This is a genomic window from Sneathiella sp., assembly GCF_029233945.1.
Lineage (GTDB): Bacteria > Pseudomonadota > Alphaproteobacteria > Sneathiellales > Sneathiellaceae > Sneathiella.
Genome location: NZ_JARGOQ010000063.1, coordinates 1 through 18109, shown reverse-complemented (window position 1 = coordinate 18109; position 18109 = coordinate 1). Strand labels below are relative to the sequence as shown.

General features: G+C 54.7%; 17 protein-coding genes. 4 read left to right on the top strand and 13 right to left on the bottom strand.

The features are described 5' to 3' along the window. On the top strand, positions 1 to 705 hold a 705-nt coding region (mazG, locus tag P1U71_RS15825), incomplete at its 5' end, for a nucleoside triphosphate pyrophosphohydrolase (RefSeq protein WP_301106600.1). 10 nt (positions 706 to 715) lie between these two features. Here mazG and hflX read toward each other — a convergent pair. From hflX to dusB, 10 genes are all read right to left on the bottom strand, one after another. Then, positions 716 to 2029 (bottom strand): GTPase HflX, encoded by a 1314-nt coding sequence (gene hflX, locus P1U71_RS15820; protein WP_301106599.1) that lies wholly within the window; start codon positions 2027 to 2029, stop codon positions 716 to 718. A 37-nt stretch (positions 2030 to 2066) separates the two neighbouring features. Then, positions 2067 to 2309, bottom strand: coding sequence for an RNA chaperone Hfq (hfq, locus tag P1U71_RS15815; protein WP_301106597.1), 243 nt, complete (start codon positions 2307 to 2309; stop codon positions 2067 to 2069). A gap of 213 nt (positions 2310 to 2522) precedes the next feature. Continuing rightward, entirely contained in the window at positions 2523 to 3380 is an 858-nt protein-coding gene (locus P1U71_RS15810; protein ID WP_301106596.1) for a D-amino-acid transaminase, read from the bottom strand. Between the two features lie 15 nt (positions 3381 to 3395). Continuing rightward, on the bottom strand, positions 3396 to 4883 hold the full coding sequence (locus P1U71_RS15805) for a TrkH family potassium uptake protein (protein WP_301106595.1): 1488 nt from the start codon (positions 4881 to 4883) through the stop codon (positions 3396 to 3398). A gap of 5 nt (positions 4884 to 4888) precedes the next feature. Next, positions 4889 to 6265 carry a Trk system potassium transporter TrkA gene (gene trkA / locus P1U71_RS15800; protein WP_301106593.1) on the bottom strand — a complete coding sequence of 459 codons (1377 nt, stop codon included), beginning with the start codon at positions 6263 to 6265 and terminating at the stop codon, positions 4889 to 4891. A 32-nt stretch (positions 6266 to 6297) separates the two neighbouring features. Further along, positions 6298 to 7704, bottom strand: a complete 1407-nt coding sequence (locus P1U71_RS15795) for a sigma-54 dependent transcriptional regulator (protein ID WP_301106592.1) — start codon at positions 7702 to 7704, stop codon at positions 6298 to 6300. Between the two features lie 2 nt (positions 7705 to 7706). Further along, positions 7707 to 9920, bottom strand: a complete 2214-nt coding sequence (locus P1U71_RS15790) for a PAS domain-containing sensor histidine kinase (RefSeq protein ID WP_301106590.1) — start codon at positions 9918 to 9920, stop codon at positions 7707 to 7709. A 102-nt stretch (positions 9921 to 10022) separates the two neighbouring features. Continuing rightward, entirely contained in the window at positions 10023 to 11465 is a 1443-nt protein-coding gene (gene ntrC, locus P1U71_RS15785) for a nitrogen regulation protein NR(I) (protein WP_301106589.1), read from the bottom strand. A 2-nt stretch (positions 11466 to 11467) separates the two neighbouring features. After that, positions 11468 to 12589, bottom strand: coding sequence for an ATP-binding protein (locus P1U71_RS15780; protein ID WP_301106588.1), 1122 nt, complete (start codon positions 12587 to 12589; stop codon positions 11468 to 11470). Between the two features lies 1 nt (position 12590). Beyond that, complete coding sequence (dusB, locus tag P1U71_RS15775) at positions 12591 to 13577, bottom strand: tRNA dihydrouridine synthase DusB (protein ID WP_301106587.1); 987 nt, start codon at positions 13575 to 13577, stop codon at positions 12591 to 12593. A 128-nt stretch (positions 13578 to 13705) separates the two neighbouring features. Here dusB and P1U71_RS15770 point away from each other — a divergent pair, with 128 nt between their 5' ends. Genes P1U71_RS15770 through P1U71_RS15760 form a run of 3 tightly spaced genes read left to right on the top strand, consistent with a single transcriptional unit; the run spans position 13706 to position 15829 of the window. Next, the gene (locus tag P1U71_RS15770; protein WP_301106586.1) at positions 13706 to 14857 is read left to right on the top strand and encodes a bifunctional 2-C-methyl-D-erythritol 4-phosphate cytidylyltransferase/2-C-methyl-D-erythritol 2,4-cyclodiphosphate synthase; all 1152 of its coding nucleotides are present in this window, start codon (positions 13706 to 13708) and stop codon (positions 14855 to 14857) included. Further along, on the top strand, positions 14854 to 15345 hold the full coding sequence (locus P1U71_RS15765; protein WP_301106585.1) for a phosphatidylglycerophosphatase A: 492 nt from the start codon (positions 14854 to 14856) through the stop codon (positions 15343 to 15345). The genes P1U71_RS15770 and P1U71_RS15765 overlap by 4 nt, the downstream gene beginning before the upstream one ends. Further along, positions 15332 to 15829, top strand: a complete 498-nt coding sequence (locus tag P1U71_RS15760; RefSeq protein WP_301106584.1) for a CinA family protein — start codon at positions 15332 to 15334, stop codon at positions 15827 to 15829. The genes P1U71_RS15765 and P1U71_RS15760 overlap by 14 nt, the downstream gene beginning before the upstream one ends. Here the strand turns inward: P1U71_RS15760 and P1U71_RS15755 are convergent. From P1U71_RS15755 to P1U71_RS15745, 3 genes are all read right to left on the bottom strand, one after another. Next, positions 15822 to 16286 (bottom strand): type II toxin-antitoxin system RatA family toxin, encoded by a 465-nt coding sequence (locus P1U71_RS15755; protein ID WP_301106583.1) that lies wholly within the window; start codon positions 16284 to 16286, stop codon positions 15822 to 15824. The genes P1U71_RS15760 and P1U71_RS15755 overlap by 8 nt on opposite strands. Positions 16287 to 16318: 32 nt before the next feature. Beyond that, complete coding sequence (lipA, locus tag P1U71_RS15750; RefSeq protein ID WP_301106582.1) at positions 16319 to 17269, bottom strand: lipoyl synthase; 951 nt, start codon at positions 17267 to 17269, stop codon at positions 16319 to 16321. Between the two features lie 46 nt (positions 17270 to 17315). After that, the coding region (locus P1U71_RS15745; RefSeq protein WP_301106581.1) for an FAD-dependent oxidoreductase at positions 17316 to 18109 on the bottom strand (794 nt) is incomplete at its 5' end.

The window sequence follows — 18109 nt, the reverse complement described above, 5'->3', positions numbered from 1 at the left end:
CACACGATCGAGGAAGCCTATGAGGTGGCCGAGGCCATTGCCCAAAACGACATGGCGGAGTTGAAGGACGAACTTGGCGACTTGATGTTTCAGGTGGTGTTCTATGCTCAGATGGCGAAAGAAGCCGGCGATTTTGACTTTAATGACGTGATTTCCGCCATTTCAGAGAAGATGATCCGCCGTCATCCCCATGTGTTCGGGAGCGCCGATATCGCAACCGCAGAAGCCCAGACCACGGCCTGGGAAGAAACCAAAGCCCAGGAACGCGCCGCAAAAAAGAAGGATAGCGACAAAGCCCTCTCCGCCCTTGATGGCGTTGCGGAAACCCTGCCCGCGCTTACCCGCGCCGTGAAGCTTCAGAAGCGTGCAGCCCGTGTCGGGTTTGACTGGCCATCAATTGCGCCTGTGTTCGATAAGATCGAAGAAGAACTCGGCGAACTTCGCGCAGAAATCAATAAGAACGGCGGCAAGGAACGCATTGCCGAGGAATATGGCGATCTTCTCTTCGTGCTCGCCAATCTGGGGCGGCATCTTGAGCTGGAGCCCGAAACAGTCCTCCGATCCGCCAATCGTAAATTTATTCGCCGCTTTCAGATTGTCGAGCAACGAATTGAAAATAAAGGAAAATCGCTAGACAATTCCAGTCTTGAAGAAATGGATGAAGTCTGGAACGAAGTCCGCGCGGAAGATAAATTAAATCAATAAAAACAGAAATTTACGACTGATTTTTAAGAATTTTCTCTAGCCGACCCAGATTTTCCGGCGAGAACTTTGCCTCGATATGCACCTTGTCGTCCCGGTCCGTGCGCTCCAGCACTGTGCCATGGCGGTAAATCCAGGAGAGTGTGGCCCCGTCTTCCGCCGGGATATCAAGCTCCAGAATTTTCTGTTTCGCCGTCAGTTTCTCTTCGATGAGTGCCAGGAACGCTGCCGTCCCCTCACCTGTCACAGCGGAAATGGCAACCTGCCCTTCTTCCCGTGCGACACTGTTGAAAAGCTTCTCACGTGCGTCTTCATCTAGAATGTCGATCTTGTTCAGGATTTCCAGATAGCTGCCCGTATCGTCCGTATCGACCCCGAGGCGATCCAGTACATCCAGCACATCCTGTCGCTGCGCCCCCGTATCCAAATGAGTGATATCACGGACATGGACAATCAGGTCTGCTTCCAGCACCTCTTCCAGGGTCGCCCGGAAGGCCGCGACAAGCTCCGTCGGCAAATCCGAGATAAATCCTACCGTATCCGAGAGAATTACCGGCTGCCCGCCGGGCAAGGTGATTTTCCGCATTGTCGGATCGAGGGTCGCGAACAGCAAATCCTCCGCGAAGACCTCCGACTCCGTCATCCGGTTAAACAGCGTCGATTTTCCGGCGTTGGTATAGCCGACAAGGGCAACAATGGGATAGGGGACCTTTTTGCGCTTGGCGCGGTGTAGCTCGCGGGTTTGCACAACGGAATTGAGCTGCCGTTTGATCTTGGTGATCCGCTCATCAATCAAGCGCCGGTCAATTTCAAGCTGGGATTCACCCGGACCACCAATAAAGCTTAAGGAACCGCGCTGCCGCTCCAGATGGGTCCATGATCGGACGAGCCGGGTGCGTTGATAGCTGAGATGCGCGAGCTCCACCTGCAGGGTCCCTTCCCGGGTCTGCGCCCGCTCCCCAAATATTTCAAGGATAAGTCCCGTCCGGTCGACGATCTTCACATGCCAGCGACGCTCCAGATTGCGTTGCTGGACGGGGGTTACCGGCCCGTCGATGATCACCACATCTATGTCGGCATTCTTGATAAAGGCGCCAAGGTCGGCAATTTTTCCTTCACCGAAAAGAGTTCCGGGTTTCGCCTTCGACAGGGTGACAACTTCCGAATGCACCACATCCAGGGATATGGCCGCTGTCAGGGAAACCGCCTCTTCAAGGCATCCTTCCGGATCCCGAAGCTTACTTTGCTTTTTGGATTTTATGTAAGGATGGAGGACAAGCGCGGCCTCCCCCGAGCGCAGGCTGTCGCGTTCCGAATTAGCGTCCATATGAAAAATATAGGGAGCACATGGCGATGTTAAAAGATCAGCTTTCCGCGTTTGGATCAAACAGCTGGATAGGTCCCGCAGGCATTACCGTCGAGATGGCATGTTTGTAAACAAGCTGTTCATGGCCATCCCGGCGCAGCAAGACACTGAAATTGTCGAACCAGCTGATAGAGCCTTGAAGCTTTACACCATTAACCAGAAACACGGTTACTGGAACCTTGTCCTTGCGTACCTTGTTCAGGAAAACGTCTTGTACATTCTGTGACTTCTCAGCGCCCATCTTGAATTATCTCTCGTCTGTCGAATCGATTTCATCTTGCCTTTTGCCACCATAAATCAGGGACATTCTGATCGCGTTTTTAAATAAAAGGCAAAAAAGTTTCCCTGACATAAGGATTTCTCCCCCTAAACACAAGCATTATAACGCCTCAATTGCAACAAATAACGACTTTGGCAAAAAAAGCACAGTTTCAACTGTATTGTTCGGAAAATACTAGGCATCTTCAGACATAAATTTCTCGTAAATCGTCCTTAGCTTTTGTGAAATGAGACCGGGATGGCCATTCCCGATTACCCGGTCATCAACTTTTATAACGGGAAGAACGTAGGATGTGCTGCTGGTCAGAAATACTTCGCGGGCCGAATACAGCTCCTCGACAGAAAAGCTGCGAAGCTCAAGCTCTATCCCGTTTTTCTCCAGCTCTCGAATAAGGGATGCCCGCGTAATACCAGCGAGAATGGAATTGCTTGTCGGCCGGGTAACGATTTTCCCCTCCTTGCTCACTATCCAGGCGTTGGTGGAGCTGCCCTCTGTCACCATGCCGTCTTCATCAACCTGAAATGCTTCATAGGCGCCGTTTTCCTTGGCCTTCTGCTTCGCGAGCACATTGGGCAGCAACGAGACGGACTTGATATCACGGCGGGTCCAACGGATATCGGGCACGGTAATCACGCTAACCCCCTCCTCTGCCGTTTTTGCCCCCTTTTCCATCGACAGCCTTTTCGCCGTCATCACCAGGGACGACGGTGTATTCTTCGGGAAGGGATGATCGCGCGGGGCAACCCCGCGCGTGACCTGCAGATAAATGATACCGTCGCGAATGCCGTTCTGGCGGATCACCTCCCGCATCACGAATTTGAGCGGCTCCCGATTCATCGGCGGGTCCATACTCAATTCATCGAGACTTCGCCACAGGCGATCCAGATGTCCCGCTTCATCGATCATCCGGCCGCCAACAATAGTCACGACTTCATATACTCCGTCAGCAAATTGATAGCCGCGATCCTCGATATGGACGCTGGCGTCGCGATGCGGAAGATACTGACCGTTTACATATGCGATTCTGGACATGGCATTCCTAATTTACTAACGCCGCCAAAGGGCTGGATTGAGAAGGGAAAGGACAGCAAAAAACTCCAACCGCCCGACAAGCATGGTGACACATAATACCCATTTCGAAAAGTTGGGTAAGGCGTCATAGCTGATAAAATTTTCCTCGCCGACAACAACATCGGTAATCAACGGCTGCGCCGCGCTGCCCGCGCTGGCTAAATTTGTGATGGCAAGGGTAACGGAAGATTGCAGATCAAGCCCGTTAAAGGCCAGAACTAACGTCGCCGCGACAAGAACCAGGCAATAAAGCACAAAAAAGCTCCAGGCGGAGGTGATTTGCTCCCGCAAGATACGCTGCCCGCCGTATGTCAGGGGAAATATACTGCTCGGAAAGCTGAGGCGGTTTACTTCCGCGTTGGAGACCTTCAGAAGAATACTGATCCGCATCATCTTGATCCCGCCGGCGGAGGAACCAATTGAGCCGCCAATCGTAATCAGGGCGAGAATCACAAAAAGGGCGCCGATCGGCCAGTAATACTGCCCGCTGTCCGATATAAGCGGCATGTTATATCCCGTGGTCGTTACGGCGGAGACAGTGTTAAAAACCGCGTAGCGCAACGTGTTCCCGATCGACATATCCGTCTGGGTCATCATCAGGGTAAAGACGAAAAGGCTGCCGAGAATGATCGCGGTCAGGAGATAGCGATATTCCGGATCCTTGAAGTACGAAAGCCGATCCCCGTTGAAGAAGGACCAGTGAAGAGAAAAATTTATCGCCCCACATACCATGAAAATCATCAAAACCACTTCAACCCCGCGGCTGGCGAAAGCCGTCCCGGCGGCATTTGAGGTCATGAACCCGCCGGTGGAGAGAGTACTGAAAGCATAGCAAAGGGCGTCGAAGGCAGACATTCCGGCAAACCACAAGGCAACAATGCAGATCGCGGTCAGCAAGCCGTAGATTTTCAGCAGGGAAAGCACCGCCGCGCCGATTCGACGGGACATACGGCGGCGATTGCTCTTGGCGATAGCCCGTGTCAGCGGGTTGCTGCGCGGCAGATTAAAGGCACTTGCCATTACCGACAGGAAGACAATTATCGCAAAGCCGCCGACCCACTGGATCAGGCTCCGCCACAGCAAAATCGCCCGCGCCTGAGCATCCAGATCATCGATAATGGTCGCGCCATTGGTCGTGAAGCCGGAAAATGCCTCAAAATATGAATTGGTCCCCGAGGGGATGGCATCGCTCAAATAAAATGGCAGGCCGGCAAACGCCGGGATGATTATCCAGATAAGGGTTGCCGCCAGAAAGGTTTCACTCCGGCCAAGGATGGTGATTTCCCGCCGCATCGCAAGGATCATACCGCCGCCGAAAAATAGCGTCACGATGGCGGAGATAAAGAAGCTCAGCGCAAGCTCAGTCTGCCCTTGCGCCAGAGCGAAAAGAAGCGGCACACTCATCAGCATCGCCAAAAAACCGAGCGCCCAGCCCACAAAGGTAAAGACAGGTGCGAACAACATCAGGTCTAGAAAAATTCAAGGCCGACAGAAAACATTTCCTCAACCTTCTGCACGGATCCCTGAAGGCTGAGGATAACCACCCTGTCGTCGGCATGAATGACCGAATCACCGCGTGGAATTTCAACCGTTTCTCCCTTGATGACCGCCCCGATAATCGTGCCATGGGGAAGTTTGATATCCCGAAGCGGCTTGCCGACAAGCAGGGAGGTCTCCAATGCATCCCCTTCCACCACTTCGGCGGCGCCATCGCGGAAGGAATGCAGCCCGCGTATCCGGCCGCGTCGGATGTGGCGTAGAATTTCCGAAACTGTGGTCGCGCGCGGGTCCACCACCACCTCAATCCCGAGCGTGGTGACCAGATTGCCGAATACCGGATTGTTGATCAGGGTAACGGCGGTTTCCGTCCCCTGCCCCTTGGCCAGCAAGGAGGCCAGAATATTAACCTGGTCATCGTTGGTAAGCGCAACGATAGTCTCGGCGTGCGCCGCGTTTGCTTCCTGCAACAGTTCGGGGTCAAGCGCGCTGCCATGCAGCACGACTGTCCTGTCGAGTTCATCCGTAATCTTTTCGGCACGCTCCCGATTATGCTCGATCAGCTTGAGCGAGACTTTGCGCATGTTTTCTTCGATGAACTGGGCAAGGTGAAAGCCAATATTCCCGCCACCAACGATGACGATGCTGCGGGCCTCCTGTTCCTCATGCCCGAAAAGCGGCATGGCGCGGGCCACATGGGCACTGTCGGCGGCGAAATAAATCTCATCGCCCGGAAACATCTGGTCATCGCTTGCCGGCACGATCATCTTGCCATCGCGATAGATCGCCACGACAACGACATTCAAATCCGGAAACAACTCCGTCAGCTGTTTGAGCGGGGTATTGACGATCGGGCAGTTTTCATCGAGCCGGACGCCAATAACCTGTACCTTCCCGTCCGCAAAGGAGACGGTATCGAAGGCCCCGGGCACTTTCAAGCGCCTCTCAATCGCGTGGGCAACCTCATCTTCCGGTGAGATAATCACATCGATTGGCAGGTTTTCACGGCTGAACAGATGCGCCCAGAGAGGGTTCGTGTATTGATGGGAGCGTATCCGGGCAATTTTCTTTGGAATATTAAAAATCGAATGCGCAATCTGGCAGGCAACCATATTGACTTCATCGCTATAGGTCACGGCAATGATCATGTCCGCGTCATAAGCCCCTGCCCGCTCTAACGCGTCCGGATGAGAGGCGTGGCCAACCATAGCCCGGACGTCCAGTTCATCCCCGATTTTGCGGACCAGTTCCGGAGACTGGTCAATCAGGGTAACATCGTTATTTTCCCGGGCAAGCTGCCGCGCAATATTGGAGCCCACCTGCCCCGCACCGCAAACGATTACCTTCATCGCGTCTCTTTCCCTCTACCCAAGTTCCGCATCTATTCCGACGATCTTTTCCGTTCACCATTGCTGACGCCAAGCGTTTTCAGCTTACGATGTAACGCGGATCTTTCCATACCAACAAATGACGCCGTACGCGAAATATTTCCGCCAAACCGGTTTATTTGCGCCTCCAGATATTCCTTTTCAAATCGCTCACGGGCCTCGCGCAAGGGAAGCGCCATAATCTCTGTATTGTCATTCTGCCCGATCATGACCGATTTGGCAGCACCAGCATCCGCAGGCACCATATTTGCGGTGATTGGCGCCGATTTATCACCGGTCGCAAGAATCATGATCTGCTCAATCACATTCTTTAGCTGACGAACATTTCCGGGCCAGGAGGAGGCCTGCAAGGTCGCAATGGCATCCTCCCCAATTTTTCTCGGTGGCAATCCGGCACTTTTCGAGAAGCGTTCGACAAAATAACGGGCGAGCGGGCCGATATCTTCCGGCCGTTCCTTCAGCGACGGCACAGAAACCGGGACGACACCAAGGCGGTGGTATAGATCCTCCCGCAGGCGGCCATTGGCCATTTCCTCATGCAGATCCCGGCTGGAGGAAGAAATGATCCGCGCATCCACCTTGATCTTCTCCGTGCCGCCGACCCGCTGAAATGTCTGATCGACCAGCACCCGGAGGATCTTGCCCTGGGTTTCCATCGGCATGTCGGCAATCTCGTCCAGAAAGAGCGTGCCGCCATGGGCTTGCTCCAGTAACCCTCGGCGCTCTCCCTTGACCGAGTTCATCCGGCCATCCTCGATGCCGAACAGCTGAATTTCGAGCCGTTCCGGCGCCAATGTCGCCGCATTGAGAACCACAAAGGGTCCGGCTTTGCGGTGGGACTGATCGTGGATGAGACGGGCAACCACTTCCTTGCCAGACCCGGACGGACCGGCAATCAGGACCCGACTGTTTGTCGGCGCCACTTTTTCAATGCTTTGCTGAAGCTGGATCATCACATGGGAGCGGCAAATTAGGTCCGTCATCACCTCCCCGCCACGGGTTTTGAGGTCCGCTACTTCCCGGCGGAGCCTGACCGCCTCCAACACACGGTCGACAAGCTGGATAAGCCGTTCCGCCTTGAACGGCTTTTCGATAAAGTCGTAGGCGCCGAGCTTGATGGTCTGCACCGCCGTTTCAATATTGCCGTGCCCTGAAAACATCAGGACCGGTAAATCCGGCTGGTCCTTCTTGATGGCCTGCAATATCTCGATACCATCCATTTTGCTACCGCGTAGCCAGATATCCAGAATAACAAGGCTCGGGCGGCGATGAGCAATTTCAGCGAGACACTGATCGCTGTTCGCCGCCATGCGTGTCTCATACCCTTCATCCTCCAGGATTCCGGCCACCAGTTCCCGAATATCAGTTTCATCATCGACGATTAGAATGTCTGCGGACATCTTTAATCATTCCCCGTTTTCAAGTTTGCTTCACTCAAGGGGAAAGAAATCCTGACGCAGGCTCCCGTCCCCTCTTTCGCATCTGTCATGGCGAGGCTGCCGCCATGTTCTTCCATAATCTTGTTGACAATCGCAAGACCGAGCCCCGTTCCCTTCTCACGATGGGTAACATAGGGTTCCGTCAGCCGGCTTCGGTTCTCTTTTGGCAGACCACGTCCGTTGTCCGTAATCTCAATCGCCATCTCGTCGGCAGTAACACGGAATTCCACCTTGATCCGGCCTTTTGGAAGATCCCCGTCCCCTGCCTCCCGCCCCTCAATCGCGTCGGCGGCATTTTGCAGAAGGTTTGTCAGAACTCGGTTCACCTGCGGTGCATCGCAATCGCAGATCATCGGCAATCGAGGCGTGTCATAAAGATAGTCGATCTCGGGACGGGCAATTTTCTGCAAGAAGATCGCCTGCCCGACAAGCTCCCCCAAATCCTCGAGCTTGAATTCCGGGGTCGGCATCCGGGCAAAGGCCGAGAATTCATCCACCATCTGTCCGATATCCCCGACCTGACGGATGATCGTATCGGTGCATTGATTAAAAATATCAACATCATTCTCTATCTGGCGGCCATATTTACGCTTTATCCGTTCGGCGGAGAGCTGGATCGGGGTCAGCGGATTCTTGATTTCATGAGCAATCCGCCGAGCAATATCGCCCCAGGCCGCCATCCGCTGTGCCGAGACAAGATCCGTAATATCGTCGAGCGTGACGACAAACCCCTGAATACTGCCAACGGATATTTCCGCCGCAGCGCGCACCAGCAAATGACGATGACCATTGGTGGATTGCAGCTGTATCTGGCGTTCCGCCACACGATAGGGCTTTTCCCGAATTTCATCCAAAAGAACGGCCATTTGCGGCTGTATTTCGAAAAAAGGCTTTCCAATAAGGTCCGTCTCCGAATGACCCAAAAGCTCTGTTGCCTTACGGTTCGGAAGATTGATGACGCCTTCCTTGTCGAGGCCGATCACACCGGATGAAACCCCGGAAAGCACAGCTTCGGTAAAACGACGGCGCTCGTCCAGCTTAGTATTGGTTTCTTCAAGCTCCTGCCGCTGCGTCGATAGCTGCTCTGTCATCCGGTTGAACGCGCGGCTCAAGGTCGCCATCTCATCATAGGCGCGGCTCTCATCTACCTTGGCTGTCAAATCGCCGGAGCGGACCCTTTCCGCTGCTTTTACGAGGCTCTCGATCGGACCAACAAGGCGGGAGGCGATCACCAGCCCGAACCAGACGGCGGCCAAGACCACCATCAGTGAAATGAGAAAGAAAATGACCGCGAACTGGATCTGGATACCGAAGCCTTCTTCCTTCAACTGCTCATATTCCGCCGCTGCGGCGCGCGTTCTCTCCATATGCGCGAGAACCCGGGGCTCGATAAACCGCCCGACATAGAGAAAGCCATCCAGCAGGCGATCCAGCCGGATCAGGGCCCGCACCTGGTCATCTCCGTCATTTGTTGTGACGACAATCTCCCGCTCCCGCGCTTCGCTGAACAGATTTGGAGAAATTTTGTCGAATTCGAGCGCAAAGCTTAGGTCGGATTGGGCAATAATTTTCTGATTCCCGTCCAGGACGACAGCCTCGCTCAAGTTACGGGCGATAACCTGATCGCTGAGATAGGAATCAAACAGGCTGCGGTTTTCCAGAACCCGCGTCGGCGCACGGTTGATCTGCGTCGCCATCGCCAGAACGTCGGAGCGAATGTTCTGGATATGCTCCTTGATATAGGCATCGGCAACCGCAATCGATTCCGATACCGCCATATTCACCGGATCAGAGAAATGCCGCTGAAAATAGATATTAAAAAAGAGCGCGGAGAAAAGCGCGACCATCAAGGCCGGCGCCACCGCAATCAACGAGAACAGGCGCAGGATACGCCGATGCATCATACTGCCCGTACCGCCGACCTGCCCCTTGCGCCAGGTCCGGATCAAGCGGTGGGTAATGATAATTGCCAGAATGACCACAATCGCCACATCGACAATAAGAAGGATGCGCGTATAGGCCGGGTTTTCTATGGTCAGCGATTCATAGGTGGCAATCCCGCTCGCGATGGCCAGCATGGCCACAAAGAAAGAGGTTTTGGGACCCAGCCCGATCTTCCTTGTCCAACGGACAAAGGAAAAAGACTGTTTCACATTATTTTGCCGTGAGTCTGCCACAACACCCTCCGACCGCGTGGATCATGATGCAATCCCGGTTTGCCAGTAAGAGCCATTGACGGCGGCCATTTGTTCAAAATACCACATTGTGGCATTTAAGCATCACTTCATGCCGCGCACAACCTGAATATCCAATTCCCGTATTTTTTTACGCAATGTATTCCGATTAACCCCCAAAAGGTCGGCGGCCTTGATCTGATTCCCGTTCGTCGCTTCCAGCGAGAGGGACAACAGCGGACGCTCCACCTCCCGGATAACCCGTTCGTAAAGGCCGCGCGGCGGCAGGCTACCGGCATGGGCCGCGAAATATTTGGCGATATGGCGTTCCACCGCCATGCCGAGGCTCTCATCCTCACCCGGAGTTTCTTCGAGACTTCCAATTTCCTGCGGCTGCAGCTCCTGCTCAATCACGGAGATATTGATGACATCATCGGAATAGAGCGCAGCAAGACGCCGTACCATATTTTCTAGTTCCCGCACATTGCCCGGCCATTTATGCTTTTTGAGCGCCTCAAGCGATTCCTTGTCCACACTTTTGACCGGCAAGCCCTCCTCCTGCGCCTGCGACAGGAAATGCCGAACGAGATCGGGGATGTCCTCCGCCCGCTCGCGAAGCGGCGGAAGACGAAGCGGCACCACATTCAGGCGGTAGTAAAGGTCTTCACGAAACAGCCCCTGGCGCACGAACTGCCGCAAATCCCGGTTCGTGGCGGCGATAATGCGAACGTCCGTCTTGATGGCTGTCCGGCCACCCACCGTCGTATATTCCCCCTGCTGAAGCACGCGGAGCAACCGCGTCTGCGCCTCAATCGGCATATCCCCGATCTCATCGAGGAACAGCGTGCCGCCCTGCGCCTGCTCGAACCGGCCAATGGCGCGCGAATCCGCGCCCGTAAACGCGCCTTTCTCATGGCCGAACAGTTCGGATTCGATCAGCTCTTTCGGAATAGCGGCCATATTGATCGGAACGAACGGGCCCGACTTGCGCTTGCCATACTCATGCAGCGCCCGGGCGACGAGTTCCTTGCCGGTGCCACTCTCGCCGGAGATCAGAACCGTGAGGTCCGTGCCCATCAGACGCGCCAGCACCCGGTATATCTCCTGCATGGCGGGGGAGCGACCGATCAGGGGCGTTTTTGTCTCCTCTTCCTCTTGCCTGCCAAAGCGGCTTGCGATTTTCTTCGGCTTGGAGAGCCCGCGATCCACAACCTGAAGCAGGAGCTTGAGGTCGAAAGGTTTCGGCAAATAGTCATAGGCGCCCCGCTCCGTCGCCTTGATTGCGGTCAGCAGGGTATTTTGTGCACTCATCACCACAACCGGCAGATCAGGTCGGATTTTCTTGATCCGCGGGAGCAAATCAAGGCCGTTTTCATCAGGCATGACGACATCGGTCAGAACAATATCACCCAGCCCTTCAAGTACCCAGTTATAGAGCGTTGACGCGTTACTGGTGGAGCGCACGACATAATCGGCGCGAGAGAGTGCCTGCTCCAGTACCGTGCGGATACTCTGGTCATCATCTGCGACTAAAATTGTTCCCGGCATCTTTATTCCATATCCGTTTTCATAAAATTATAGACCGGCAGTCGGATCAGCACCTTACTGCCCACTTCCGATGACTCAAATTCGACAATTCCGCCGTGATCACCGACAATTTTGGCGACCAGTGCAAGACCAAGCCCGCTGCCACCCGCCTTGGTCGTGACAAAGGGATCGTATATATGCGGTAATATCTCTTCGGGAATGCCAGACCCGTTATCCTGCACCCCGACCTCAAGCGGCAATTGCACCTTCTCCTGCGCGCCCGGGACAGCCAGCCGGATCCCGTGACGATAGGCAGTGCTGAGCATTACCTCTCCGCCGTCCTCCGGCGCGGCTTCGACCGCGTTTTTCACCAGATTGAGCAACACCTGGACAAGCTGGTCACGGTTGCCATAAACGAAGGGCAGCGAAGGGTCATAATTTTCCCGGAAACTGATCTTGCGGCCAAACCCGGCCTCAGCCACCCGGCGCACATGCTCCAGCACCTCATGAATATTGACCGCATCGCGATCGATCGGCCGGTCATCGGAAAAGGCCTCCATCCGGTCAACGAGCGCGCAGATACGGTCCGTTTCATCACAGATCAACCGGGTGAGCGCCCGATCCGCATCGGAGGCATTCATCTCCAGCAACTGCGCCGAGCCACGAATGCCCGAAAGCGGGTTTTTTACTTCATGTGCCAACATGATCGCCATCGCGGTCACCGACCGGGCGGCACCGCGATGGGTCAGTTGCCGATCCATCTTGGCGGCAATCGTCCGCTCCTCAATCTGGACAACGACATTCGACGTACCATAAAGCTGGGAGACTTGAAGATTAACATTCTTGATACCGGTTTTTGGCGTGCCAAGGTCGACGGCATATTCAGAAACATAGTCACCGGTCAGGCGCACCTGCTCTACCAGCCCCAATAGCGGGCTGTCGAACGGAACCATTTCATTAATCGACATCCGGAGCAGTTTTTTCGCCGAAAGGCCGAAGAACTCTTCTCCCGCCGGGTTGGTCACACAGATATAGCCTTCATCATCGATGACGATGAGCGGATCGGGCAAGGCATTCAAAACAGCCAGAGCATCGACTTCCGTTTTTTTTCGTTTTGTCCCGCTAAAGGGGTTTGGCAGAGCCATCTTATGCACTTTCCTTCAATTGCAAAGCCTCATAAAAACAATGGATTTCGCGGCGAACCTGACCTGGATCTGTAAGACGAACGACTTTTTGCCGAAAGCTCTCTCCGCCCGGCAATCTTTCTGAATACCAGCCAAGATGCTTGCGGGCGACGCGCACGCCAACCTCCTCACCATACAGGCCGATAAGGGCGTTATAATGCTCCAGCAGCACTGCCTTTTGCTCATCAAAGTCCGGATCGGGCCGCTTGATGCCCGTCTTCAGATATTCCGCAACTTGCGCGACAAACCACGGGCGACCATAGCTGCCCCGGCCGATCATCACCCCGTCCGCGCCTGATTGGTCTTTGGCCATAGCGGCATCCTCGACCGACTGAATATCGCCATTCGCAATTACCGGCAGCGACACCGCCTCCTTGACCTTTGCAATAAACCGCCAGTCCGCCGCCCCTTTAAAGAACTGGCATCGGGTACGGCCATGCACAGTGAGCATGCGGATCCCCATATCCTCGGCAATGCGGGCAAGCTCCGGCGCGTTGCGGCTTTCCTCATCCCAGCCGGTGCGCATTTTAAGCGTGACGGGAATGTTCACGGCCTCGACCGTCGACTTCAGTATCTTTGCTGCATGATCAAGATCGCGCATCAGGGAAGAACCGGCCATACCGGATGTCACCTTCTTGACCGGGCAGCCCATATTGATATCGATAATCCGCGCGCCCATGTCCTCGTTCAGCTGCGCGGCGTCCGCCATAATATCCGGATCACAGCCTGCGAGTTGAACCGCCATTGGCTGATCATCATTGGCGGAGCGCACAATGCGGAGCGACCGCCGCGTTTCCGCCACCATGGCCTTGCTCGCCACCATTTCGGTAAAGACAAGCCCGGCTCCATACCGCGTCACCAGGCGGCGAAAGGGCAGATCCGTGATGCCAGCCATCGGCGCAAGGAATACCGGGGGATCGATTGTAATAGAGCCAAGCGTTATGATCATTTTTTATGCAATAATTAATGTGACTATAATTTAGGCAATATAGGTGGGTTTTTATTGCACTGCAACAGATTCATGCGCATTACCTCAATTTTATTGAACCCGGAGGATTAGCGATCTATTGTCGCGACATGACAAGCATCGCCCTCATCGTTGCCGCCGGAAAAGGCCTCCGGACCGGACTTAATACCCCGAAGCAATATACTGAAATTGCAGGAAAAACCATTCTCAGGCGAGCGATAGATGCCTTTCTGGCGCACCCCGAAATCGAGACTGTTTGTGTGGTCATTGGGAAAGATGATGTGCCGCATTATAACGAAGTTGTTACAGGCCTTGACCTGTTGCCACCGGTTTTTGGCGGGGCAACGCGGCAGGAGTCGGTTCGAAACGGGCTGGAGAGCCTGACCGATCTCGCGCCGGACTTTGTCCTTATTCACGATGCGGCACGGCCCTTTATCAGTAGAGAGTTGATCAGCCGTTGCCTCAGCAAACTGACGCAAGCAGAGGCCGTTCTTCCCTCCCTCTCCATGACGGATAGCCTCAAATCCTTCGAAGGCGAGCTGATTACCGGCGCGCTGAACCGGGAGGAGATTGTCGCCGCGCAGACTCCGCAAGCCTTCGCGTATGCCTCCATTCTGGCGGCGCATCGAACCTTTTCCGGCGAGAGCTTGACCGATGATACAGCTCTTGCCGAACGGGCCGGGATAGAGGTCGCGATGGTCGAGGGTGATCCCGCAAATTTCAAGATCACAACGCCCGAGGATATCGAGAAAGCGCGATCTGTGATCATAAAGAGCCTCACCGATATCAGGACGGGTTTTGGATTTGATGTACATGCATTCGAGGCTGGGAATAGCGTCTGGCTTGGCGGCGTGAATATTCCTCATGATAAACGGCTGAAAGGCCATTCGGATGCGGATGTTGCGCTTCACGCCCTCACTGACGCCCTGCTCGGGGCCATTAGCGCCGGCGATATCGGTACGCATTTTCCACCGTCGGAGGCGCAATGGAAGGGCGCCGCCTCCGACCGGTTTTTACGCCATGCCGCCAACCTTATCGGTGGAAAAGGCGGCGTGATCAACCATGTCGACCTCACCATCATCTGTGAGGCCCCGCGCATCGGACCGCACCGTACCGCCATGAGGGCACGCATTGCGGAGATACTCGACATATCCGAGGACCGGGTCAACCTCAAGGGAACGACAACCGAAAAGCTCGGCTTTACCGGCCGTGGTGAAGGCATCGCGGCACAGGCCATCGCAACGGTAAGGCTTCCTGAATGACCAGCAAGATCGCCCCCCTCTCCCTCTGGCATCCGGCCGTCATATGCTCGACCTGGTTCTGGAGTGGCTTGTCCCCAAAAGCGCCTGGCACCGTCGGCACCCTCGCTGCGCTGCCCGTCGGCATTCTGATCTATTATTATTTTGGCGCGCCGGTGCTCGGGATGGCGTCACTCCTTGCATTCGGAATCGGCTGGTGGAGCACGAAAGTCTATCTCGTAAAAACCGGAAAATCCGATCCCGGCGAAGTAGTGATTGACGAGGTTGCGGGGATCTGGCTCGCGCTTCATGCGGCGGATTTAAGCCCGCTGATGATTATCCTCGCCTTCCTCCTCTTCCGGCTTCTCGATATCTGGAAACCCTGGCCGATCGGTTGGCTGGATCGGAAAGTAAAGGGCGCGTTCGGCGTCATGATCGATGACTATGTCGCAGGACTGATTGCCTCGGTCCTGCTGGTAATAATAAAAAAGGTGTATTATGGGAATTTTTAGTGACGAGATCGAAAAACTGGCAACGGATGTTCTTGAGCAATGCCGTCAGAAGAAATGGCAACTCGCAACGGCGGAATCCTGTACCGGTGGCCTGATCGGCGGAGCGCTCACCGATATCGCGGGCTCTTCCGATGTGTTTGATCGCGGCTTTATCACCTACAGCAATAAGGCGAAGGCCCGCGTCATCGGCGTCAGCACGGATATATTGCGAGCCCATGGGGCGGTTTCCGAGGAAACGGCGCGGGAAATGGCGCTTGGCGCCCTTAAAACAGCGGGCGCAAATCTCACGGTCGCAGTGACGGGCATCGCAGGACCCGGCGGCGGCGGCCCCGGAAAACCAGTGGGTCTGGTTCATTTCGCAGTTGCGACCGAAGACGGCGTCCTGGAGCATCGAAAGATGGAATATGGCGATCTCGGCCGGTCCGAAGTCCGCCTCGCCACGGTCACGACGGCGCTTGAAATGCTGCTCGCGGCGGCTAGCTAGAAGACTGATCCTGCAGGCTGGATTTGGCGCCGTAAAGCTCCTTTGCGCGCGCCTCAAAAGCCGAGATCATACGGGTCACGGCCTCGTTAAAGAGCATTCCGATGGTTTTCTGCAGGATCATCGAGCGGAATTCGAAATCGACGAAGAAGTCTACTTCGCAGCCATCCGAATGTTCCTTGAATTGCCAATGATTGTTGAGATAGCGGAACGGCCCGTCCATATACTCAACATCAATCCGCATATTCGCTTCATCGAGCGTTACTTTGGAGGTAAATTTCTCGCGGAAGAGCTTGAACCCGATCACCAGATCGGCAAGCACGATGTTCTCTTTTCGCTCCTTGATGCGGGCACCGATACACCAAGGGAGAAATTCATCATATTTGTCGATGGCAGCGACCAGATCGAACATCTGTTTCGGCGTATAGGGAAGAACCCGCTTTTCGGCATGTGTTGGCATACTCTACATTTTACCCATACACGGCATTAACGTTACTTTGAGGCGTTTGTCCGTTCCCGCGCGGCTTTCAGCTTCGCGAAATCCTCGCCCGCATGATGGCTGGAGCGGGTCAGCGGCGAAGCGGAAACCATCAGGAAGCCCTTAGCATAGGCCTGTTTCTCCAGAACCGCAAATTCGTCCGGTGTAACAAATCGGTGAATGGCGTGATGCTTGACTGTCGGCTGCAGATACTGGCCGATGGTGATAAAATCAATATTGGCGACGCGCATATCGTCCATCACCTGCATAACTTCATCCTTTTCCTCACCAAGGCCGACCATCAGGCCGGATTTGGTGAAGATGTTGGGATCGAGCTCCTTCACCCGCTCCAGCAGGCGGAGCGAATGATAGTAGCGCGCGCCCGGCCGGACGGACGTATAAAGCTTTGGCACCGTCTCAAGATTATGGTTGAAGACATCAGGTTTCGCTGCAACAACAACCTCTAATGCGCCGGGTTTTTTGAGGAAATCCGGCGTCAGAATTTCGATGGTGGTCGCGGGTGTTGCCTCCCGTATCGCCTGAATAACGTCCGCGAAATGCTGCGCGCCGCCGTCTTTCAGATCATCCCGGTCAACGGAGGTGATCACCACATGATTAAGTCCCATGGTCTTCACTGCTGTCGCCACATTAAAGGGCTCAAACGGATCGAGCGGGTTCGGCTTGCCAGTGGAAACATTGCAAAAAGCGCAGGCCCGTGTGCAGATCTCTCCCATGATCATCATGGTCGCATGCTTCTTTGACCAGCATTCGCCGATGTTGGGGCAGGATGCCTCCTCACAAACCGTCGTGAGGTTGAGCCCGCGCATCAACTCGCGCGTTTCATGATAGGTTTTGGAGACAGGCGCCTTCACCCGGATCCAGGACGGTTTGCGCTGAATCGGGTTATCCGGACGGTTTACCTTTTCCGGATGGCGTACACGCTTTATGGCGGTCGTCTCAGTCATGATCTCACCTTATCATATATTCACTGGCTGCCGGAACAGCTTATCGCTACATGTGGATGACCTTGCCATAGGCGTCAAGCACGGATTCATGCATTGCCTCTGATATCGTCGGATGCGGAAAGATTGAATGCATCAGTTCAACCTCGGTCGTCTCCAGTGTCTTGGCAATGCCAAAGCCCTGAATAAGCTCCGTCACTTCCGCGCCGACCATATGCGCACCCAGCATTTCGCCGGTTTTCGCATCAAAAATCGTCTTGATCAGCCCTTCCTGTTCCCCAAGGGCGATAGCCTTGCCGTTGCCGATAAAGGGGAAACGTCCTACTTTAAGTTCATAACCCTTCTCCTTTGCCGCTGCTTCGGTCATGCCGACAGACGCAACCTGCGGATGGCAATAGGTGCAACCCGGAATATTTGACGTGTTAAGCGGATGCACATCCTTTTCGCCCGCGATTTTCTCCACACAAATCACCCCTTCATGAGAAGCTTTATGCGCGAGCCACGGCGGCCCGGTGAGGTCGCCGATGGCATAGACGCCAGGCTCCCCCGTACGGGAGAATTCATCGATAACCACATGGGTTTTCTCCACTTTTACCTTGGTGCCTTCAAGGCCGAGATTTTCCACATTGCCGACAATCCCAACCGCGAGGATCACCCGATCAAAGCTATCGGAGGAGCTTTTACCCTTCTTGTCCTTGAAAGTGGCGGTGACTTTACCACCGGACTTCTTCAGCTCGGAGACCGTTGTCCCCTTGTGGATGGTCATCCCCTGCTTCTTGAAGGATTTCTCGGCAAAGGCGGAAATCTCCGTATCCTCCACCGGCAAGATCCGGTCCATCACCT